The sequence below is a fragment of the Vibrio sp. D3 genome (genome assembly GCF_043995865.1).
Classification (GTDB): Bacteria; Pseudomonadota; Gammaproteobacteria; order Enterobacterales; family Vibrionaceae; genus Vibrio; species Vibrio diabolicus.
The window spans coordinates 453,976-476,454 of the sequence record NZ_CP171886.1; the positions used below are offsets into that span (position 1 = coordinate 453,976).

21 protein-coding genes are annotated in these 22,479 nt (G+C 43.3%); 6 read left to right on the forward strand and 15 right to left on the reverse strand.

Annotated elements, in window-relative coordinates:
* Window positions 1-428: 428 nt before the first annotated feature.
* Window positions 429-674, forward strand: a complete 246-nt coding sequence (locus ACHFJ9_RS01935) for a YgjV family protein (protein ID WP_005397186.1) — start codon at window positions 429-431, stop codon at window positions 672-674.
* Window positions 675-772: 98 nt separating this feature from the next.
* Here ACHFJ9_RS01935 and ACHFJ9_RS01940 read toward each other — a convergent pair whose 3' ends face one another.
* Window positions 773-1,054, reverse strand: a complete 282-nt coding sequence (locus tag ACHFJ9_RS01940) for a DUF2218 domain-containing protein (RefSeq protein WP_005397185.1) — start codon at window positions 1,052-1,054, stop codon at window positions 773-775.
* Between the two features lie 42 nt (window positions 1,055-1,096).
* The gene (locus ACHFJ9_RS01945; protein ID WP_395354988.1) at window positions 1,097-3,103 is read right to left on the reverse strand and encodes a TonB-dependent siderophore receptor; all 2,007 of its coding nucleotides are present in this window, start codon (window positions 3,101-3,103) and stop codon (window positions 1,097-1,099) included.
* 116 nt (window positions 3,104-3,219) lie between these two features.
* Between ACHFJ9_RS01945 and ACHFJ9_RS01950 the strand changes: the two genes are divergently transcribed.
* Window positions 3,220-4,188 carry a helix-turn-helix domain-containing protein gene (locus ACHFJ9_RS01950; protein ID WP_257888465.1) on the forward strand — a complete coding sequence of 323 codons (969 nt, stop codon included), beginning with the start codon at window positions 3,220-3,222 and terminating at the stop codon, window positions 4,186-4,188.
* 87 nt (window positions 4,189-4,275) lie between these two features.
* A complete protein-coding gene (gene cueR, locus ACHFJ9_RS01955; protein WP_012842332.1) occupies window positions 4,276-4,662 on the forward strand; it encodes a Cu(I)-responsive transcriptional regulator in 387 nt (128 codons plus the stop codon).
* Window positions 4,663-4,716: 54 nt separating this feature from the next.
* On the opposite strand, the gene vctC is transcribed toward cueR, so the two are convergent.
* The 13 genes from vctC to rbsD form a co-directional block, all read right to left on the reverse strand.
* Window positions 4,717-5,472, reverse strand: a complete 756-nt coding sequence (gene vctC / locus ACHFJ9_RS01960) for an iron chelate ABC transporter ATP-binding protein VctC (RefSeq protein WP_005397181.1) — start codon at window positions 5,470-5,472, stop codon at window positions 4,717-4,719.
* A 2-nt stretch (window positions 5,473-5,474) separates the two neighbouring features.
* Window positions 5,475-6,425 carry an iron chelate uptake ABC transporter permease subunit VctG gene (gene vctG, locus ACHFJ9_RS01965; RefSeq protein ID WP_012842333.1) on the reverse strand — a complete coding sequence of 317 codons (951 nt, stop codon included), beginning with the start codon at window positions 6,423-6,425 and terminating at the stop codon, window positions 5,475-5,477.
* Window positions 6,418-7,353, reverse strand: coding sequence for an iron chelate uptake ABC transporter permease subunit VctD (vctD, locus tag ACHFJ9_RS01970; RefSeq protein WP_041853077.1), 936 nt, complete (start codon window positions 7,351-7,353; stop codon window positions 6,418-6,420). Before vctD ends, vctG begins: the two co-directional genes overlap by 8 nt.
* A 22-nt stretch (window positions 7,354-7,375) precedes the next feature.
* The gene (locus ACHFJ9_RS01975) at window positions 7,376-8,284 is read right to left on the reverse strand and encodes a siderophore ABC transporter substrate-binding protein (RefSeq protein ID WP_104973603.1); all 909 of its coding nucleotides are present in this window, start codon (window positions 8,282-8,284) and stop codon (window positions 7,376-7,378) included.
* A 163-nt stretch (window positions 8,285-8,447) separates the two neighbouring features.
* The gene (locus ACHFJ9_RS01980; RefSeq protein ID WP_005397172.1) at window positions 8,448-9,128 is read right to left on the reverse strand and encodes a Crp/Fnr family transcriptional regulator; all 681 of its coding nucleotides are present in this window, start codon (window positions 9,126-9,128) and stop codon (window positions 8,448-8,450) included.
* 132 nt (window positions 9,129-9,260) lie between these two features.
* Window positions 9,261-9,992 carry a nucleoside phosphorylase gene (locus ACHFJ9_RS01985; RefSeq protein WP_395354992.1) on the reverse strand — a complete coding sequence of 244 codons (732 nt, stop codon included), beginning with the start codon at window positions 9,990-9,992 and terminating at the stop codon, window positions 9,261-9,263.
* Window positions 9,993-10,002: 10 nt separating this feature from the next.
* Window positions 10,003-10,734, reverse strand: coding sequence for a nicotinamide riboside transporter PnuC (pnuC, locus tag ACHFJ9_RS01990; RefSeq protein WP_005397168.1), 732 nt, complete (start codon window positions 10,732-10,734; stop codon window positions 10,003-10,005).
* Between the two features lie 500 nt (window positions 10,735-11,234).
* Window positions 11,235-12,257, reverse strand: a complete 1,023-nt coding sequence (locus ACHFJ9_RS01995; protein ID WP_104970610.1) for a substrate-binding domain-containing protein — start codon at window positions 12,255-12,257, stop codon at window positions 11,235-11,237.
* Window positions 12,258-12,290: 33 nt separating this feature from the next.
* Window positions 12,291-13,208: a ribokinase gene (gene rbsK / locus ACHFJ9_RS02000; RefSeq protein ID WP_104970609.1), complete on the reverse strand. Its 918-nt coding sequence runs from the start codon at window positions 13,206-13,208 to the stop codon at window positions 12,291-12,293.
* 225 nt (window positions 13,209-13,433) lie between these two features.
* On the reverse strand, window positions 13,434-14,312 hold the full coding sequence (rbsB, locus tag ACHFJ9_RS02005; protein WP_005397160.1) for a ribose ABC transporter substrate-binding protein RbsB: 879 nt from the start codon (window positions 14,310-14,312) through the stop codon (window positions 13,434-13,436).
* Window positions 14,313-14,389: 77 nt separating this feature from the next.
* Window positions 14,390-15,373 carry a ribose ABC transporter permease gene (gene rbsC / locus ACHFJ9_RS02010; RefSeq protein ID WP_006741011.1) on the reverse strand — a complete coding sequence of 328 codons (984 nt, stop codon included), beginning with the start codon at window positions 15,371-15,373 and terminating at the stop codon, window positions 14,390-14,392.
* On the reverse strand, window positions 15,370-16,875 hold the full coding sequence (rbsA, locus tag ACHFJ9_RS02015; protein ID WP_395221494.1) for a ribose ABC transporter ATP-binding protein RbsA: 1,506 nt from the start codon (window positions 16,873-16,875) through the stop codon (window positions 15,370-15,372). Before rbsA ends, rbsC begins: the two co-directional genes overlap by 4 nt.
* 23 nt (window positions 16,876-16,898) lie before the next feature.
* Window positions 16,899-17,318 carry a D-ribose pyranase gene (gene rbsD, locus ACHFJ9_RS02020; protein WP_005397153.1) on the reverse strand — a complete coding sequence of 140 codons (420 nt, stop codon included), beginning with the start codon at window positions 17,316-17,318 and terminating at the stop codon, window positions 16,899-16,901.
* Between the two features lie 472 nt (window positions 17,319-17,790).
* Between rbsD and ACHFJ9_RS02025 the strand changes: the two genes are divergently transcribed.
* From ACHFJ9_RS02025 to ACHFJ9_RS02035, 3 genes are all read left to right on the forward strand, one after another.
* Window positions 17,791-20,157 (forward strand): EAL domain-containing protein, encoded by a 2,367-nt coding sequence (locus ACHFJ9_RS02025; RefSeq protein ID WP_395354997.1) that lies wholly within the window; start codon window positions 17,791-17,793, stop codon window positions 20,155-20,157.
* Window positions 20,158-21,000: 843 nt separating this feature from the next.
* Complete coding sequence (locus ACHFJ9_RS02030; protein ID WP_006741014.1) at window positions 21,001-21,642, forward strand: murein L,D-transpeptidase catalytic domain family protein; 642 nt, start codon at window positions 21,001-21,003, stop codon at window positions 21,640-21,642.
* A 330-nt stretch (window positions 21,643-21,972) separates the two neighbouring features.
* Window positions 21,973-22,431 carry a hypothetical protein gene (locus ACHFJ9_RS02035; RefSeq protein WP_005397143.1) on the forward strand — a complete coding sequence of 153 codons (459 nt, stop codon included), beginning with the start codon at window positions 21,973-21,975 and terminating at the stop codon, window positions 22,429-22,431.
* Window positions 22,432-22,479 lie beyond the last annotated feature (48 nt).

The following is a 22,479-nucleotide window of genomic DNA, read 5'->3' on the forward strand; positions in this document are numbered from 1 at the left end:
ATAACCATGAAAATGTGGCTCACAATATGAATTCCCGAGCACCACGAATTCGGCTTTGTCCTGATATACAGTAAAAAAAATACGAGCAAGCTAATAAGAAAATACATAAACATCACACTTGAAAATAATTATCATTTTCAATCATATGTAAATATTCCCCCACTTTCAATGATGTGAGAGCTATTAATACCATCGTTATTATCAATCAACACAATAAGTAAAATTATCAGTAATTCCCTTCCTAAACGTTTGCGTAATCGCTAACCTTCTCTTAACCTTGATTTGAGGCTTTTATCACGGTTTTTCCATTGATATAGTGCGTCCATACAACAAAAAAAGACCATTCGAGGCATGGAGCTTCCTCATTAATCTCAAGATGAGAAGAATTGGTACCGACAAAATTCGGCAGATTTTAAGAGGGTCAAAAAATGGACATGAATATGGTTGAGATTTTAGGTTATGCAGCTTCAATCATGGTCGCAATTTCGCTAACTATGAAAGATATTGTTAAGCTTCGTATCCTTAACTTTATTGGTTGTGCGCTATTTACTGCTTACGGACTAATGATTGATTCTTGGCCTGTAGTATTAACTAACGGCTTTATTGCTTGCGTTAATATCTACTTCCTAGCAAAAATGCAACAGGAAAAAAAAAGCCTAGAATCTAGAGCCTAAAAAGCAATAGCATTCGAACAATAAAAGCCCGCGAATGATAAGATCGCGGGCTTTTTGCTTTTAATGCGCTCTCATTTTCTGCACATTCATCAATAGCTCTAGCGAACCCAGTTAAGTGCTAATGTTTCTCTACGAGAGAACATGTCTACATGCGATGAGATGATCGCCTTCACTTTGCCCAGTTTCTCTTCGGAATCCGCCTCACAAATAATGGTCAAGCTAGACTCGCAAAGAGCAAACTCCGCTTTTCCCGTCGGAAATGTCACCAAACCGCTGTTTTCATTCCAAGTAGCAGGAACCTTTCGTCCAAAATGCCGACAAAGCGTCACTAAGTATTTGTCAGCGTGTTCGCTATCTATTCGGGTGCTTTCTTTAATCATGAATTTACTCGTGTTTTGAAGCGCCCCCTCTCGGGAGCCCTATTAGAATTGATAAGCAGCAGAAAGTTTGAAGTTGCGACCCGGCTCGTAGTCATCAAGCGTGAAGCCACGTGCAGTACCCGAACGAGACGCATGAGAGCTGTACAACTCGTCAAATACATTATCAATACCAAAGGTCACCGACAGTCCATCAATATCAGACGGCACCCATTGAGCATATAGATTATGTACATCATAACTTGCTTTCTTTGGCTGACCATCAAAGACGTTGTCTTCCTCTAGAACAAACATTGAGTTCCACCCGAAGATCGTTTCTAAAGCGTCTGACTGGTAATCCAAAGTTAGAGCAATACTATCACCCATATCAATGCTACGCCCATTACCCCCAGCAACAGGGCCACCAGTATTCTTGTTTTTGGTGTCCGACTTAGAGTAAGAAAGTTTGCTGTTAAACTTGTCGTAGCCATAAGAAGCACTTGCCTCAAAGCCTTTAATCTCAACATCACCTAAGTTGTAAATCAGGTAAGTTTGAGTCGCGTTTTGGTACTGGTCTGCAATGTAATCATCAATTTCCGTTTGGAATGCCGTAATATTCGCTCCAAAGAAATGCTTATCAAAGGTTTTATCAAAACGGACACCACCCTGCGTGTTCAATCCCGTTTCAGGCTTTAGTCCATCCTCTAAAAATGCAACGTCTTGGTAGGCAATAAAGGTTTCCATCAGCTCAGGGCCTTTGAATAGAGAGCGTGCGCTCGCAAACAGCGTCCAATCCTGGGTGACTGCCCATTCTGCTGCTAGGGCCCAGGTCACATCATCATAGTTACTCGTCCCCGTTTCAGCTTCACGTTTGTAATCATCAAAACGCATACCTGCGGTAACAAAGAAAGCATCAGAGAAGAAGAACTGGTCTTCTACAAACAATGCGGTTGAAATGGCCGATTCATCCATGAACTTACGACTACCGTAGTAACTTGAAGATGTCTTATCCATGTAGTCGAAACCATAGGTGATTCGATTATCAAACTCACCTAACATAACATCCGACTGGAACTTACCATTCAAACCAAAGTTTTGGTTTTTAGCGGTGTTCTTCGATAAACGGTTCGAAGGCCAGCGAGGAGCCATAACGCTCTCATCCCGTTTAATTTCCGTCTCGGTATTATAAAGTGTGACGTTACCTTGATGTTGTTCGCCTCGCAGCTCGTAACTCAAGGTAACGGTATCTCGGTCATAATCCGTAGGAATAAGTAACGTGCTCGACAAGCCATTGTTCGCACTACCCGACATATCAGGACGCGGACTGTAATCACCACTGTCTCGGTACATGTCATAAGAGAGCTCAAAACGATGGATGTCGTTTAGTTCATACCCCAACTTAGCCAGAATGTTGTAAACATCACCCGCAGCGCCATAGGTTTTGTTGCCGTCACCATCTTCAAAGTCATCGCGCGTAACGTAATGGCCATAAACCATCGCATCAATGTTTTCGGACAAAAGCCCGTACAGTGTCAACGAGCCTTGTTGGTTGTCGTTGGATGCATAACCGCCATAAACACGAGCGCCAAACGTTTCATCGTAACGAAGTAAATCGCGAGCGTCTTTCGTTTCAAAATAAACCGAGCCGCCTAAGCCATGTTGAGTCACAGAGTTATTACCTACCTGGATATCGGCAGATTTGAGAATGTCAGGGTTTAGCGTTAAGTTCCCAATGTGATGGAACATGCTCGCATGCTGAGAAGCACCATCAAGACGAATGTCCAAATCGGTTTCGCTCAAACCACGAATGGTAATACGTTGATTCACAGAGTGTGTTCCACCAACATCCACACCGGGAATATCGCGCAGTAAATCAGACATATGATCCGCTTGCTTCAGTGACATGTCGTCCGCAAACATCGACTCAGTATTGCTAGAAACTTTTGTTCCCCATACAACGACTTCTTCAAAATGTGACTCGGTATCTTGAGCTAAAACAGGGTTTGATAGCGCCATTCCCACTGCAAGGCAAAGGCTTGAAAGCTTGATAGATGAACAAGCAGGGCTTTCCATAACTTCATTCCTAAATATTAATGATAATAATTCTCAGGTATAATAAGCATGAGTTTTATAAATACAAAGGCGATTTGATTATGCGAAATCGCACAAGTGTTATGAGGAAGTGTCAAATGCAGGAAGTCACACCAAAACGAACTAGAATTGCCAAGATCGCTTTAACCCAAAAACTGGAAGCCACAGAAAAACAGTGGATCGTCACTCAAGGTCAACCTTGTCAAACTCAACTGGCAGAAGGCAAATTCCTATCATATCAGTACAATGATCAAATCTTTGTTCATGGTGGACGCTGCCTAGAGCTTGTTGATTCACATATTGTTTCTACTGCCCACGCCTCACTGTTGGTCACTATTCTTTTAGAAGGCAAGCTCTCGTTTGGCTATGACGATTTGCAATTTGATTTAGACGCAGGCGACGGCCCTAAAGGTGTCGTGGTGAACCTACTCAAACCTGCAAACTTTCGTCGCTCACTGCTCAAAGATAACCTCATTAATAAGATCAACATATTGGTTAAGCCCCAGTGGCTAGAGGCTCGCCTTGACCAAACCTGTCGTCATCGGTCCTTTTTTAACTCTCATCAGGCGTTTCATCCTCTAGAGCTTAATCAGGCGTTATGCGAACTAGCTGAAACGCTGACAAGCCGAGAATCACCACAAGAATTCCAAGATAAGTTGGAAGTTGAAAGCTTGATCTATCAAATTTTGCATCAAGCGACTGAGCAAATCCCCAAGAACTTCAGTGCTAATAAAAATAACCTTGAACGGCACACAGATGGTCGAATAGAGGATATTGTTAGCTATATAGAAACTCACCTTGAGCAAGAACTAGGCTTAGAAAAGTTGGCAAGCGTGTTTTCAATGAGTGTTTCAAACCTGCAGCGCCGATTTAAACAATCACTCAATATGACCGTAAATGGTTATATTCGCTTTCGTCGCCTTGAGATTGCGAGGCAACATTTGGAACGTGGCCTAGTGACGATCACGGAAGCGGCTTATGAAGCCGGATACCACCACCCTTCCAACTTCACCTGCGCTTTCAAAAAGGTATTTGGTGTACCACCGCATGAAGTGATAAAAGAGTAAAGAGGCCCCAGGTAACTGACTGTTATTTAGGAGTGTCTTATCCACAACATCGGTATATACTCGCCTTAAACGTTATGGAGGTTGAACATGAATATTGGTGCTGTCGCAAAGCTTACTGGGCTTTCATCTAAGTCGATTCGATTGTATGAAGACAAAGGGATCATATCTCCACCAGCGCGCAGCGACTCTGGCTATCGCGAATATTCAGATAATCATATTCAAGAGCTTAACTTAGTATCACGCGCAAAAAACGCTGGCTTTTCACTGCAAGAATGCAAAGAGTTTGTGCAGCTTGCCCATAATCCCAACCGAAAAAGCAGCGAAGTAAAAGCAAGAACCATGGATAAGCTGAGAGAGGTTGAAGAAAAAATCGCGCACCTTATGGAGATCAAAACGCAACTTGAAGGTTGGGTTTCTTCTTGTCCGGGAGACGCTGAAAGCCGATGCCCAATCATAGACGAGCTCACCAAGTAAACTCGCCTATCTATCCTCATTGAAGAATCGCTTTCATTAAGCACTGAGGTTGGATTAGTGGTAAGTACACATGCGCTTGCCGTTTAATTCGATAATATTAAACGGCGTTTCGTAGATATCCTCTAGCGTAGACGCCTGAATCACCTCTTCCACCGCACCACTTGCCACAACTTTGCCTTGCTTAAGCGCCAATATGACATCCGAGTAGCACGCTGCGAAATTAATATCATGAATTACCACCACCATGGCTTTGTTCATGTCATGAGCTAACCGCTGCACGACTTTCATGATCTGAAGAGAGTGTTTGATATCTAGATTGTTAAGTGGTTCATCAAGAAAAACGTAGTCTGTATCTTGTGCAATCACCATGGCAATAAACGCAAGCTGTCGCTGACCACCACTTAACTCATCCAAATATTTGTCTTGGATACCTTGTAAATCTAGGTAGTCGATCGCTTGTTCAATCACCGCATGATCTTCTTTGGTCAGATTTCCTTTGGAGTATGGGAAACGGCCAAAAGAGACCAACTCCTTCACGGTAAATCGCATGGTAATCGAGTTGGCTTGACGAAGTACCGCCAGCTTTTTCGCTAACTCTTTAGTGTCCCATTCCGCAATTTCCTTGCAATCAATGATAACACTACCACCATCCCGCTCCGTTAAGCGCGAAGCCATAGATAACAGCGTGCTCTTTCCCGCGCCATTCGGGCCAATAATCGATGTTACCTTGCCCTTTTCAAACTGAGTATTGGCCTCATCAACCACTTTATTTGAACCGAAGGCCTTCGTTAATTTGTCTATCACTATCATATTTATACAACTTTGTTTTTCAGTAGTAGGTATAAGAAATACGCACCACCAATAAAGTTAATAACGACACTCAACGTCGTCTCAAAACTGAATACGTTCTCGATAATCCATTGCCCAGCCAGTAACGAGCTGATGGAGAGAAACGAACAACCAACCAGTAGCGTTTTGTGTTGGTAACTTCTGAACATTTCTCGGCTTAAGTTGGTTACCAGCAAACCAAAGAACATAATTGGTCCCACTAGAGCCGTAGAAATAGCAATCAGAACCGCCGAGATAATGAATACATTTCGCGTCACCTTAGGTACATCGACGCCCAAACTTTTCGCATTGTCTTGGTCGAGCCAAAACACATCTAAAGTGCGATGCATACTAAATAGCAACCAACATGCAAACATCAAAGCTGGCGCACTAAAGTAAACCAAATTCACTTTGACATTATTAAAGCTGGCGTAAAGTTTCGATTGAACGATTGCAAACGTATTTGGATCCATCAGCAAAGAGAAAAATGACGCCGCATTGGAAAATAGCTGACCAAAGATCAAGCCGACCAATAGCAACGTAATCAAGTTCTTGCTTCCTTTAGAAAAGTAAAAACCAAACAACAATAACGAAAACGACACCATTACAATTACGGCAATCGTGAAATTGACGTACAAGTTAAGAACTAAAGTACTCAAACCACCAAAAATCAGCACGATCAAAATTTGCGTCAACACATACAACGCATCAAACCCCATGATACTTGGCGTTAAAATTCGGTTGTGCGTAATGGTTTGAAATACAAGTGAAGACTGAGCAATAGCCACACCCGCTAGCACTATCGCCAATACTTTAGGAACTCTACGAGATAAAAAATACTGGTAGTTGTCAGCCGTTAGCCCAATACCAATAAACAAACATGCAAAAAGTACCGCAATGCCACCTAGCAGTAGGATTTTCGTTGAATCACGCATGTTGCTTACCTCGCAACAACATCGCGATGAATACCACGCCACCCAATATGCTGATCACGATAGAGATTGGCATTTCATGAGGGAAGATAATCAAACGACTCACCAAGTCGCAACACAGCACTAAAGTCGCCCCATACATGGCCGTAAGCGGGATGTTCTTTTTGAGGTTATCACCATAAAAGTGACTAACGAGATTTGGCACAATCAGACCCAGGAATGGCAGTTGCCCAACAATCATCACGACACTTGCCGACATGATGGACACCAACAGCACGCCAATCGTGACAACCTGCTGATAATTTAACCCCAAGTTAACCGCGAAATCTTTTCCGATACCCACGGCTGAAATCCGTGCGGCAAAAAGATAGCTGAGAATAGCCATTGGTACCGCGATGTACAGTAGCTCAAAGTCACCACGTAAGATGTTGGCGAAGTTTGCGACTGTCCAAGCATTCAGACTTTGAAGTGCATCGTATTTGTAAGCGATAAACGTGGTCATGGATTGGATGACGTTGCCGAAAATAATTCCGACAAGTGGCACAAAGACCACACTCTTAAATTGAATGCGTTGAATAAAGAAAATAAATGCTAGCGTCCCGAACACCGAAATACCGAAGACAAGCCATAGGTGATTGTCGTTGCCAAAGAAAACCACGCTCAGTACATAGCCCAGCATGGCGCATTCGATCGTACCGGTTGTAGAAGGTGCAGCAAATCGGTTCTGGCTGATTTGCTGCATAATAAGGCCTGCAATACTTAAGCCTGCACCAGCAAGCAGTATGGCGAATAAACGTGGTATACGGCTGGTAAAGAAAAGCTCTAACGCTTTCTCATCACCCGAAAATAACTGTTGGGGCGTCATGTTTGCCACCCCAACAAATAACGAAACCGTGCTTAAAACCACAAGGGTTAGCAATAACTTTTTCAAAGTTAACCTCTGCTATCTTGGATTACAGTTCAACGGTTTGCTTGATCTCACTGACCATTTTTTCTGTTGCAGTCACGCCAGACATCGACAAGTACCACGCGTCCACATCTAAATAAGTGATTTTGTGATTCTTATATGCCGCGGTTGCTTTAACTAAGTCGTTATCCATGGACTTACGAATATCGTTATCTGGCGTGCCTTTCAGCGAATTGCGGTCAACTACGAGTATATTTTTCGGGTTAGCTTCACGAATAAATTCATAAGAAATAACATCTCCGTGAGTGCCCGTCTTCACGTTTTCAACTGTTTCCAAGAAACCGAAATCGTTATAAATCACACCAAATCGCGATTGAGATCCAAACGCACTGATGTTGTCACCCATGCTTAAAATCGTTAACGCATCATTGTTATTTGATTGATTGTAGTCACGGATTGCTTTGAATTGAGCATCTAGCGCTTCAATTTTCTGCTCTACTTTTTCTTCGATATCGAAGATTTTACCAATATTGCGCCACTGTGCTTGCGTACCTTCCCAGTAACCTTGATTCTCTTTCGCAGCAAAAACGACCGTAGGAGCAATTTCACTCAGCTCTTCATATTTCGCAGACGCTCGCGGACCAACCAATATCAAATCCGGTTTTTGCATGTAAATGGTTTCAAAGTCAGGTTCAAACAAACTACCCGCAGAGGTGTAGTTATCTTTGCTGTATTTTGAAAGGTAGCTAGGCAGATTAGAAGAGTTAGAGACTGCAACAGGATCGATACCAAAGTTGTCCAGCGCATCTAGCGGTCCAAAGCCAATCACAACCACGCGTTCTGGTGATTGTTCTAGCTCGGTTTGACCCATGTAATGGTCAATCACAACCTTAGCAGCGAAAGAAGGAGAAACAGTAAATAGCGACAGCATAGCCGCACCGACGAATTTTTTCATTTTGTTAAGCCTTAATGAGATCTATTATCATGCGCGTTCGCAATATAGCGTTACTCTTTACTGCATTCAACAAAATTTAAGGTACTTTACATTAGTTACGCTTATTCTAGCTTCAACTATATCAAAGACTTATAAAAACCATTCATTGCAATATCTAGGTGTATCATTCATGCGCTTCGATAAATGCTTTGAGTGCTGGCTCATCAATAATCTCCAACCCGTTTTCCGTTTTTGCAATCAATCCCTTTTCAATCAAATCTTTAACTGCACGTCGATAAACACGGCCAGAAGTACCAAATCGCTCAGCTTCTTGATTTACTTTGTCAAAGCCACCGAGCAATGTGTTGGTTTGATTACGGACGAAAAGATCATACGCAATATTATAAGTAATGGGATGCAATAACCGATTGGTATAGATATCCATAGAGTCTTGATAATCTTCGGCCAACGCTGAAGCAAAGAACACCATCATTTCTGGATGCTTTTGTAGCGCTTCAGTTAGTTTTTGGATGCAGATGACATCAACCTGCATGTGCTCATCTGCAATCACATTCCATTGGCAAGGAGTCTGAGTGAAGTACTCCATTTCACCATAGATATGGTAGTCGCAGTTTGCCTCTCCTAATTGAAAGCGTCGCCCATTCGCGGCCAATATGCTCATTGACACTCGACCTACTGGCACAACATATAAGTACTGAAGTTGCTCACCTTGACGGAGAATTTCTTCCCCAGCATCAAAGTAACGCGTACTAATTTGACACTGATAGATCATCTCACGAAAGGCAACGCTCTTTTTTTCAAGGTATGTTTTGAAGCGGCCAGTTGGATACGGGCTGATTTTCATTCTCTGCTCTCTCAGAAAAGTTACTGATAACTATCTCAGGTGGATTGTACCCCGTAACACCAAATAAAAAAGCGACAGTGGCCTGTCGCTTTACATTCATTGATTTATAAGAGTGACTGAAGTTCGTACGGACTAGCTCTGAGCAATCAACGCTTCTAGCGCCGTCGTTGCAGCAAGTTTCTCACCTTGCATCATTACTTTCGCTTCATCCACGTACTGACTAACCCCTTCTTTCACATCTTGTTGGTACAGAACGACGTTATTTAAGATCGAAGCCACATGAAGGCCACGTAATCGGCCAACGGCAAACAGAGCTGAGGTTTCCATATCGGCACCTAAGACGCCCTTCTTGTTCCAGTATTGGCATATCGCATCTTCGTCATCGGTATAGAAACTGTCGTGAGAACGTACCACACCGAAATGATAACGCGCCTCTTGTACTGACAGGTAACGCTCAACTTCCTTTAATAAGAAAAAGCTTGCGTACGCCGGATAAGCCGAATCCACATACGCTTTGGAGCCGCCTTCATCTCTTACCGCACCTTCGGCAATGATCAACTCGCCAAGCTGAATGCCTGATTGCATCGCACCTGCCGATCCAACACGTACCACATGAGTTACGCCGCACTGTTTTAGCTCTTCAACTGCGATGATCATCGATGGGGCGCCGATACCTGTGCTGCATACTGAAACAGGCTGGTCTTTGTATTTGCCAGTAAAAACACGGTACTCGCGATTTTCCGAGATCATTTCTGCATCATCCAATAATGCGGCAATACGATTAGCTCGGTCTGGCTCACCACATACAATGACGAGAGGAGCGACTTGTGTTTCATCAACACCAATATGAGGTTGTTTCGCCATTTTTCGTTCCTTAAGCTGCAGCTTGAGCTAAGGTTTTATCGCCATTGCGCTTGGCGCTACGGGCCCATTCACGCGTACCATTGGCAGCAATGAACATCAAAATCGCATACTGAACGGACATCGCATAAACACCCTGTGTCGCGTAGATACCAACACTGATGATGTTAATCACAACCCAAAGAATCCAGTTTTCCACATATTTACGTGTCATCAGAATTTGTGCAACAACAGAAAGTACTGTCATGGTTGCATCCCAAAACGGGAACGCATCAGGTTCAAGTACCGGATCAGCCAAACCTGCACCAAATAGATTCAAGCTATCAACAGCAATGTTTGCTAATGCAAAGAAAAAGGGGTCGATGTAGATGGTTAACAACGCGATAGACACAACGCTAATAGAAGCAGTGGCGATGAGTTTCTGTTTGTTTAACCAGCGTACTTCCAGCGTTTCACCTTCCGCGTTTGGACGAGTCCACGCATACCAACCGTAAATGTTCGCACAGAAGAAAAACAGTTGAAGAAGTAATAATCCGTATAACTGAATTTGGAAAAAGATAACGGCAAAAAGAGTGACATTCAGCAAACCGAATAAGTAGTTGATGGTTTTTTCTTGGCTAGCAAACCAAATGCATAGCAATCCAAAAACCGTACCGAAAGCTTCGATCCAACTCATTGCGTAACCGCCGCCAATTGGAATGTTAACCAGGGTGTTGTTTATATCGAGTAAGGCAAGTAGGTCCATATCGATGTCCTTTATTATTTTGTTGGGGTATATGCCTATATTAGGGCGTGACACCTAACAAAAAGGAGGACATTTGTCCCCCTCTTGATGCACTCGATCATAATTCAGTTCAATATTTGCTTGAAAGCAATAAATGACTCAATTGAACCGCTTGGAAATTAACACGCCTAAGAATCCAAACCTAAATAGCGCTTTTTGAATGCGGAAGCTGATGCAAATAAAGCTGACGCCAAAAGTGTAATAACAAACCCAATTGCGTACTCGAATGCTTCATTCACCAAGAGCTGATAACAGCTCACAAAAAAAATCAGTATGACCGCAATAACATTAACTCGGTGAAACCAAGGATGCTTTACGGAGAACTTAGCGTAACCTTTTGATAACATTTAACTAATCCGCCAGACAACAATTAATATTTTTATTTATAATCAATGGTGATAGTAAGGCTTTATAGTATAAAGAGAAACGACTTTTTTGATTTTTTAGCTCAACATCACAGGTCATCTAGTGCTGCTTGACTTTAATATCTTGACACTTTTTCGTTCAACTAAGGTAGGTTCTAATTGCACGACTTGCGCTTCTGTTGATTTATCATCCAGTTTTCGGACAAGCGTTTCCACGGCAGCTTGCCCAAGACGGTATTTAGGCTGGTGAATTGTGGTGAGTGATGGCGACATAAACTTCGCGATATGTATGTCATCGTAACCGATGATTGAAATCTGTTCCGGGACTTTAATATTGAGCTCATTTGCGGCGTTAATCACACCCATCGCCATCATATCATTGGAAACAAAAATCGAACTGGGTAAGGCGCCTCGCTGCGCCATTTTCATAAATGCTTGATATCCGCCTTCACATTCGAAGTCCGATTCAATTATCCAGTTGGCATTAAATTCCAAGCCTGCTTCGTTCATCGCACGTTTGTAACCTTCGTATCGCATTTGCGCTTGGTGTTTAATCAAAGGGCCGGTGATACATCCTATTTCTGTGTGGCCACAATCAATCAGGTATTTCGCCGCTAGGTAACCGCCACGAAGCGAGTTATCTTGAATTTTGTCGCTCGTAAACAGCATCGGCCCCCAATCCATCACCACGACAGGGATATCAGGATAACGCTCAAATACATCAATACGCTCTCCCTCTAGCGAGGAGCACATCAAGATCAAACCATCGACACGCTTTTGCAAAAGCGTATTAATGGATTGGCGCATGCGTTCGTTATCACCTTCGGTATTGCATAAAATGAGGCTATAACCTTTGTGATAGCAACTGCGTTCGACGCCTTTTACGACTTCGCCAAAGAATGGGTTGGTTGAAGTTGTCACCAGCATACCAATGGTTTTGGTACGATTGACTTTGAGGCTTCGCGCCAAAGCAGATGGCGCATAGTAGTTGAGCTCTTTTGCGGCATTATTGACGCGTTCGGAGATCTCTTCACTCACAAAACGCGTCTTGTTAATAACATGGCTCACTGTTGAAGTGGAAACCCCTGCCAGTTTTGCGATGTCTTTCATCGTCGCCATGTTATTACTCCTAATTGATGAGGCGTTTAAGCCCTATTGTGCAGCGAGAAACGCGTCCACCTCTTCGCGAGTTGGGATCGACGTCTGCGCGCCAAAGCGGGTCACAGAAATTGCAGCCGCCGCATGTGCAAACTTAATTGCTGATTCTAAAGGTAAACCCTCTAACAGGCCAGTGACGAATGCCCCATTAAACGTATCCCCTGCTGCGGTGGTATCAGTCGCGTCAACACGGAACCCCGGGATGAGCTCACCTCTACCATTTTGACTTAACCAAACACCCTTCGCACCGAGAGTGATCATGACAATTTCGATACCTTTGCTATGAAGCACATTCGCCGCTTCTTGCGCACTGTCATTATCCGTTACCGTTACTCCCGTCAGGACTTCAGCTTCGGTTTCATTTGGTGTAATGACATCAATACAAGCAAGCAGTTCGTCTGACAGTTCACGAGCAGGGGCAGGGTTTAAAATGACGTTAGTTTTTGCATCTTTCGCCACTCGCGCGGCTTTCTCAATGCCGCATATCGGCGTTTCCAATTGCATCAGCAGGTAATCCGCTTGGCGAATGCGATCTAAATCTGGCTCAATCGCTTCTGCTGTCAATTTGGCATTCGCTTCTGCTGAAATACAAATGCTGTTTTCACCACTATCCGACACTTGAATCATCGCAATGCCAGTTGGGCAGTTTGGTTGCATCTTCACACCAGTGATGTCGATGCCGTCCATATTGAAGTTTTCACGAATATTGATGCCGAACGAGTCATCGCCTACACAAGCAATAAAGCCAATATCAGCCTTGAGTCGAGCTGCAGCAACAGCTTGGTTGGCACCTTTGCCACCTGGGATAACTTGATAGTTGCGACCATGTAGCGTTTCGCCAGGGCGAGGGAAAGAAGGCACTTGAAGAACATGGTCAGCGTTTACACTACCTAACACCACTAACTTATTCATACGGTTATCCTCGGTTCTGAATGAACCCTTTTTTTGAAAAACTATTTTGGAAAATACATTAGATGACTTTAACTTCTCTCCTTAGCGAAGGAGTCACGATAAAAAGCCAAAGGCATCTATACCCTGCATTTTTAAGTCACTTGGGTATGTTTGCCCTCTCCTCCTAAACGACAGATATAAACGGAGGAGAGAGCAAAAATTAGGACGCTTTATTGAACGTCAAACTTATTTAGTCACTACTTTTAGTGGTACCGGAATGTATTCTTCTACTTTTTCACCTTTCAAGACTTTGTCAGCCGTTTCAACACCTAAAGCACCGATAAGATCTGGTTGCTGTGCGATGGTTGCTGCTAGCTTGCCACGGTTAACTGCGGCAATGCCGTCTTCCGTGCCATCAAAACCAACGATAACGACGTCTTTGCCAGAAGCTTGAACGGCGCGAAGTGCACCTAGCGCCATTTCATCATTCTGTGCGAACACCGCTTGTACATCAGGGTTAGCCGCGAGTAGGTTTTCCATCACGTTTAGGCCTTTAGTACGGTCAAAGTCTGCTGGCTGGCTGGCAAGAAGATCCATATCGCTGCCCTTCACGGCATTCATGAAACCTTCACCACGCTCGCGCGCCGCCGATGTGCCCGCAATACCTTCAAGCTGAATTACTTTTGCTTTTTCGCCAACTTTTTCCATGATGTAGTGGCCTGCCATTTCACCACCGATCACGTTGTCGGACGCGATGTGACTCACGACTTCACCACGGCTTGCGCCACGGTCTAGTGTCAATACAGGGATCTTAGAACGGTTCGCCATACGAATCGCATTAGACACAGCATCAGAATCCGTTGGGTTGATAAGAATAGCTTTTACGCCTCGAATACTTAAATCCTCGATGTTCGACAGTTCTTTGCTCGGGTCATTTTGCGAGTCCAGTACAATTAAGTCGTACCCCAATTCTTTCGCTTTAGCTTCCGCACCGTCTTTCATCGTTACGAAGAACGGGTTGTTTAGCGTCGAAACCACAATCGCCATCGTATCTTGGGCTTGTGCCGCTACTGATACAGTGGAAGAAAGAAGTGCAGCAGAGATAAGAGTTGCAAGTTTTTTCATCGTTCTAGTCCTTTGTGTAGGGTGAGCCAGCACACGCCCACTGGCTCGGTTTGTATTCAGGATTTAATGGTTATGGATTATTTGTTTTTGTTGTCTACCAGTACTGCGAGCAAGATAACCACTGCTTTGGCAATCATTTGGTAGTATGAGGAAACGTCTAGTAGGTTAAGAGCGTTGTTTAAGAAACCGATGATCAGCGCACCAATTAGCGTACCCATGATGCGTCCTTTACCGCCCATCAAGCTGGTACCGCCAAGTACAACCGCAGCAATCGCATCTAACTCGTAACCCATACCCGCTGTTGGCTGCGCCGAAGACAGACGAGAAGTCACGATGATGCCTGCAAGCGCTGCCAGCATACCGCAGATTGCGTATACACCAATCTTCACTCGGTCTACATTGATACCAGATAGACGAGTCGCTGATTCGTTGCCACCTAGTGCGTAAACATAGCGACCAAAGCGAGTGTGGTTAAGTAAGTACCAAGCCGCAGCGAACACGACCACCATTAACCAAACAGGTACTGGAATACCTAGCGCGTAGCCGGTACCAAACCATGCAAACGCATCAGCTGTGTCAGTAAAACCTGTCGAGATTGGACGCCCTTCGGTGTACACCATAGTCACACCGCGTAGTAACGTCATGGTAACCAGCGTAGCGATAAAGGCCTGTACTTTGCCCTTAGCAATGATGATGCCGCTAATTGCACCTAACGCTGCACCTGCGACTAAAGCAGTCGGAACCGCCACCAGCACCGGGACTTCAAGCGCAATCATGCTTGCCGCAAAGGCACCACATAGCGCCAGTACGGAACCAACACTCAAGTCGATGCCTGCGGTTAAAATAACCAGTGTCATACCTACCGCGATAATGGCATTCACTGAGGTTTGACGAAGAATGTTGAGAATGTTGTCGACCGTAAAGAAGTTCGGGTTCAAAAATGACACAACAACAATCAAAAAAATCAGTGCTATCAGTGATTTTTGCTCAATCAACCACTCTTTTGTGAACAACTTCTTGTTGCTAGCTTCGGTTGGTTTGCTCATGGTATTAGTACTCATGCTGCTTCCTCATTGATCTTTTTGCCTACGGCACAGGCGAGTAATTTTTCTTGATCGGCGTCTTTCGCATCGAATTCGCCAGTAATACGACCTTCATGCATAACCAGAATGCGGTCACTCATACCGAGCACTTCTGGCATCTCGGAAGACACCAAGATGATGCTCATGCCTTCGGCTTTGAACTTGTTGATGAGTTGATAAATTTCTTTTTTCGCACCGACATCGACGCCACGTGTTGGCTCATCGAGAATCAGAACTTTAGGTTTGGTCATTAACCCTTTCGCGATCGCCACTTTTTGCTGGTTACCGCCGGATAAGTTACCAATGATTTGGTCGCGCGTAGGGGTTTTGATATTAAATAGCTTGATAAAATCTTCCACGGCAATCACTTCATCGCTATGTTGGATTTGGAAGCCCTTAGTCAACTGATTGAGTGAACAAAGTGACATGTTCTCCTTAACCGAGAGACCTAACACCAAGCCATCGCCTTTGCGGTCTTCAGAGATATAAGCGATGCCATTTGCTAAGCCATCTTGTGGGCTAACCGGGTTAATGGTTTTGTTATCGAGGTTGATAACACCATGCTCACTTGGCAACGCGCCGTAAATCACTTTCATCAGTTCGGTGCGGCCTGCCCCCATCAAACCAGAAATACCCAATATCTCACCGCGTTTCAGCGTGAAGCTCACATCGTGAACGCCAGAGCCAGTCAGGCCAATCACTTCAAGGCAAGTTTCGCCATGTCGCACATCAATACGTGGGTATTGCTCTTCTAACTTACGACCAACCATCATTTCGATCAGGCCGTCTTCATCAGTGTCTGCTACTTTGCATTCACCGATAAATTTACCGTCACGAAGCACGGTAATGTCGTCACAGATTTCAAAGATTTCTTTAAGACGGTGTGAGATGTAAACGATGCCGCAGCCCTGCTCTCGAAGTTCGTTGATCACTTTAAATAGTGACTCCGTCTCGGTATCGGTCAGCGCGTCGGTTGGCTCATCCATAATGATGACTTTTGATTCAAACGAAAGCGCTTTCGCAATCTCCACCATTTGTTGCTCACCAAGGCTCAAATCACCAAGCAACTTTTTCGATGAGTGCTTTACGTTAAGGCGTTGAAGCAACTTGTCTGCTTCTTCATACATCTTGCCCCACTGAATACGCCCCATCGTGCCGGTAAATTCACGACCTAGATAGATGTTTTCAGCAATCGTCAGTTCAGGGATCAAGTTCAATTCTTGGTGAATAATACTGATGCCCGCTTCCTGTGAGTCACGTGGACCTTTAAACGCGGCAGGTTGGCCTTGATATTGGATGCTACCCGCATCCATGTGATAGATGCCCGTCAGCACCTTCATCAATGTTGACTTGCCTGCTCCATTTTCTCCCATGAGCGCCATGACACGGCCTGGGTAAACATTCAGGCTCGCTTTGTCCAGTGCTTTCACGCCCGGGAACGCTTTCTCAATGTCGCTCAGTTGTAGAATGGCTTGAGTCATAATCTGTCCTCAATATCTCTGGCTTAAAAAACCACGCCCGCTTGAAAGATAACGTTCGCGTATGGCGAGCATTCGCCAGTTCGAACGACAGCGCGGCTTTGTGCCGTGCGTGCTTTAAATGCTTCATGTGACACGTAGCTGATCTCGATAGATTTACCCGTTTCTTCGCTCTCTTTGCTCAGTTCGTTAAGCAATGCTTGATGCAAAACTGGGCTTACATCAGAAAACTCTTCCGCAATGATGACCCCTTCGATTTGCGACTCAGATAGAATCACGCGAACAGTATCAAGAAAACTTGGTACGCCATGCGTTAGCGCCAAATCAATTCGCTGTACATGCTCAGGGATTGGCAGGCCAGCGTCACATATCGTGATCTCATCGGTGTGGCCTAGCGTCGCCACCAAGTAAGAAATATCTGAGTTAATTAGGGTACTTTTTTTCATCTCATCGACCTTTCGGTTACACGTTCATACAACCATGAGCGCCTGTTTTAAAGTGTTTTCGTTATTAACAGAAAACTCATCGAAACGTTTCGATGAAATAATAATTCGTTGTGGTAATTTGACCAGAGTGAGATCGATAAGGTGTGAGAATGATCCGTAATTAGCGAGTCATCGAATAGTAAAAAGGTACATGAGTCACACTTTACCATCGAAACGTTTCGATGACTGGCTTAATCTACACTTGAAGTGAGGTTTTTAAAGACAGTTGAAAAAGAGATACGTCCCATTACTGAGAAACACTCTAGTTAATGAGATGGAAACCTTACACATCATCACAGTTCTTGGATGGTTGTCTGATTTTGGAGAACGCTCACCTTACAATCTGGTTACAATTTGCAAAACACATCATCCGTTCAGTACCTTATATGGTATGCGACGTTTGTAGGGACACAAACGGAAACTAAAAGCCATAATGAAGTTAAGCAATCGAGTCATCTTGCTTGTCGCGCCAGTGATCTTATTAAGCGCGCTGGTATCAAGTTATATTATTTACAGCATTCAAAAAGTAACGCTCATCAAGCGAGAAGACAGCTATATCCAATTGCAAATGGAAAAGCTCGCAGGGCAGTTCCGACAAGCCAACATATTCCTCAATAGTTATGCATACACATTAAGCAAAAGTGATGTATTGCAAGACTACTTGGTGAATCATAACAATCCGTATCGTGAGCGCGTGTTGTTTAACCGACTCGATGAAACCGCAGATGTGTTAAGCCATGGCTATACAGGCGATGCAAGCATGGCGATTCTCGACGGGAAACAAAACCTTCTTTATTACACAGAAAATAAATACTACGAATCATCAGGTGTAGTCGACCCTAAGGTATTGGATTACATCTCGCGAAGCTTTAGTACGAGAGAAGCGTTTAACCATACTGGCTTTATTTACAATTCCAGCGGGCAAAGTATTCTTCTGCAATACGAACTCATCGACAAACGAACAGGGACACAACCTCTGAGTTTTGATCCGCAAAATGTCTTTTTCGTGGTGGTATCGGTATCGCTCGAAGCCTTCAATGAGATCAAGCACGAAATCGAGTTCGACACGCATAGCGTGATAACTTTTGCCGACAAGCCTATTTATCTCGATATTCCTCTCGCTCAGACGATTGAACTATTGCCACACTTTTATGCGGTACTCTCCCCCGCTGAATATTTGATGTGGAATAAAGTCGATAAAGTGTGGCTAGAACTGGCCCTTTCCTTTGGTGTGGCAGCGTTTTGCACCATCACCTTAATTGTTTTGGTTTTGTATCGTTATGTATTACACCCCGTTTCTCGCCTCGATAAACAGCTACAAGAGCTGGAAACAAATCAACGCGGCAACATTGAAAAGCTAGAAACAAACGATGAAATAGGACGCTTATCCTCACGCTTTTTTGATATGTATGAAGAGCTCAACGTCATATATAAGAAAACAAAACGCCTGGCTGAAACGGATCACCTAACGCAACTCGCTAATCGCCATCGTTTCCATGAACTTGCAACTCGTGAACTCGTCTCCCCTTCGCAGCATTTGTGGGTCATTTATGTCGATCTCGATAACTTTAAGTACGTTAATGACAAATACGGGCATGAACTGGGAGACAACTTATTAAAGGTGTTTTCATCACACATCAAAAATGTCTGTCAAAAATTCTCGTACGACTACGATAGTCCCTGTTTTGCAGCAAGATTGTCTGGTGACGAATTTGCTATTTTATTGAGCTCAAATCAGGATGTACAACGTCTACCTGACTTGCTGGCCTCAGAGTTGCTTAAACCGATTAGCAATCTCAGTCCATCTTGGAGCAATTCATTCCCCGTGACTGCGAGCGTAGGTATCGCTCAGTACCCTCAAGACGGTACAGACGTCGCGAAATTACTCTCCAGTGCCGATGCGGCAATGTATCAAGCCAAACGAGCCGGGAAAAACCAGTACGCTTATTACTCAGCAGCTCTCAATGTTGAGTCTCAAAGACGCAGTCAGCTTGAGCGAGCGCTCAGAAAAAGCAACGTAGAAGAAGAGTTCCATCTCGTTTTTCAACCCTATATGAATAATCGGGACAACGAGATTGAAGGACTAGAGGTATTATTGCGCTGGGAAGCGGAAGGCATTGGTCCCGTGCCTCCAAAAGAGTTTATCCCAATCGCGGAACAGGCGGGCTTATTTGATAAAATTGATCGCTGGGTTTTCGCCAACGCTACAGCGGAATATCACCAATTAAGAAATATTTTTGGTAAAGACATTGTCCTTTCGATCAACCTCTCTTCAGCAGAACTTAACTCCATCGAAATGGCGAATTATATTCATGACCAAGCAAGCAAAAACGGTGTGAAACCAGAATGTATTGAGTTAGAGATAACAGAAACCTTTGCCGCAGAACAACAAGGTACAGCATTACTTGATGAGCTGTCGAAGCGTGGCTATCGTCTCGCCATTGATGACTTTGGCTCTGGCTATACATCGCTGACTCAACTTGTTCAATATCCAGTTCAAAAGATCAAGTTTGACCGAGAGTTCCTCGTTACATTGATGAAAACCAACAATGGTCATGTGATCAAACCCATCATCGAGCTATGCCACGCTCAAAATAAAACGGTCACCGCAGAAGGTATTGAGCACAATGTTATGCATGAATGGTTATCGGCCTACCGCTGTGACTATATGCAAGGCTATTTATTTGGTAAGCCAATGAGTAAGGAACAACTGAATTTGTGGTGGCAATCCGCAAATGACGATAGCCGCTTCGATGGTTCCATAGTAGGTTCAATTACTGTTCAAGGGACATCTTATTAAAGATTAAGTACAGAAGCCATGTATGTGGCTGCTGTACTTATATAATATAGAAACAAGACTTTACCCTTAGTTTCAATAATATAAGCAACCACATAAGTTCGTACGTTAATTTTTGGTATTATTATTTTTCGATGAAACCTCACAGTTATTTAAATATTTAATCAAAACGATAGAATTACTTTTTGGTAAGTTTAGTTCTGTTTTTACTTCTTTAATTGAAGACATAAGGAAATAAGTAAAAGCTGACAAACTTTACTTTTGTACTGCTGATCACCGACTTAAATGATTCGTGTAGAAGCTCATTTGTCGGCTCCACTTAGACTTAGCTTTATCACTTGTGAACAGGAAATGCCCTTCTTCTCGGTATTTCTCTACCTTTCTTATCCATCTTGTTGTTTACCCACTCACTTAAAATGCACTAACACACATAACGAGTTGACGTTACGATTTGTTACGAGTCAAATCACAAATCTAAACGCAGGCTGAATAGACGCACAAAAGACAAACACATTGAAATAAAAAGAGTTTCTAATCTAGAAAAAATAAAACGTCGTTTTTATAAATTCTCCATCTCACAAATATCCTTAAACACAGTTTTATTAATTACGCATATCAGATATTATTTATGCCGAAGTTTATCGAAACAATCGATTAACTTCATAATTTATTTTAGTTTCAAACAGTTAGTTTTTAACTTGAAAACTTATCGTTAACCCAATATTAAGTACCTAAGCGTACAATAAGAAACATTGGGAATAGAATTATATTGATGTGCATGTTGTTTTAACGAATGCATGAAGCAATCGGTAAATTTGTAACACCATAGAGTTTTATTTAGCCAAGATGAAAAAGTTAATTTTATTATTTATATGGACATTTCTGTCTGCCTCTCCTTTTGCCTTTGCAAAACAAGCAGATAACGAAGTCAAAAGTCACATACCACAGAATCAAATTGAACAAGTGTTCAAACAAGCAAAGTTAGATGGCGTAGTAGACTTTAAATTGTTTCGTGACGCTTACATCGCGTACCAAAAAACACCCGATAGAAAGAAATCAGTACTAACCATCATCGACTATAGTAAACCATCGACTGAAAAACGCTTTTATGTGGTTGATTTAGATAAAAAGAAGCTTATCTACAATACTTATGTTTCTCACGGTGTGAACAGTGGAAAGAAAACAGCGACGCAGTTTTCAAATGTGGTGAACTCGCGTAAAACATCGCTGGGTACGTTTTTGACTGACACTACCTACTACGGATCAAATGGTTATTCACTTCGATTAGATGGTCTAAGCTCAGGGTTGAACGATAAAGCTCGCGAGCGTTATATCGTGGTGCACGGTGCCGACTATGCTAACCCTTCTTTTATCAAGAAGAATGGTTACCTTGGGCGCAGTTGGGGTTGCCCTGCACTGCCAAAGAAGTTGTCTCGTGAGATCATTGACACCATAAAAGGCGGCAGTGTTATTTATGCAAGCGCATAACACGGTGCAAATTATGTGGGGAAGAATGCTCTATTTCTTCCCTAACAAATAATCGGATTGGCTCAAGCTTCCTTGTCTCATGACTCTCTTTACGTGTTTCTCCAGTTTTCGCTTGCCTCAACGCTAAAATTATTTAGGTATTAGCTTATACCCAAATAACATCAGAAAACTCTGTTCATCCCTCTTCCATCTCGTTAGTATACGCTGAGTTGGTCAGACACCGATTTTCATTGTTATCATAATGTCACTAAGATTCCGTAGTCATAGTGATAGTCTATGACGTTATATGTTTAGGGTTACTTCTTGCGTTATCTACACCGTATATTATTGATGCTTTCATTGTCCCTATTTTCAGGGTTCATCGCTGCCTCATATGCGCATACGTATCACCACACTAAACATTACACCTCTGAACGCTTACTTAAACTCGCGCAACAAGACGATTTTGAACTAGCACACAGCGAATTCCATACATTTGCCTCTCCAAGTTCTTGGGGCTCAGAAGGTTATTATCTGCACATAAAGCGCGAGTTGTTAGCGCTGGTTTCCTGCCGCCGAACATCCGCCACTGATGGTGTTTTATCATCAGATTTTACTCCTGATTATTTTTTACTTGTTGCTTTCTCTTCCCCACCACTATTGGAATTGGCGAAACAAGCATCTCGCTTACCTCTTGATGGTTATGGCGGGCTGATGAGTAAACGCTCTCTCTATCGACTCTCAGGAAGAAAAGAAGCCAATTTGATGTACGTCTTTACTCATGGTCGCAACGCCTTCCCTGTTGTTTAACTTTTTATGACATACAGAGAACACGGAAATGTAACGATGAGAACCAAT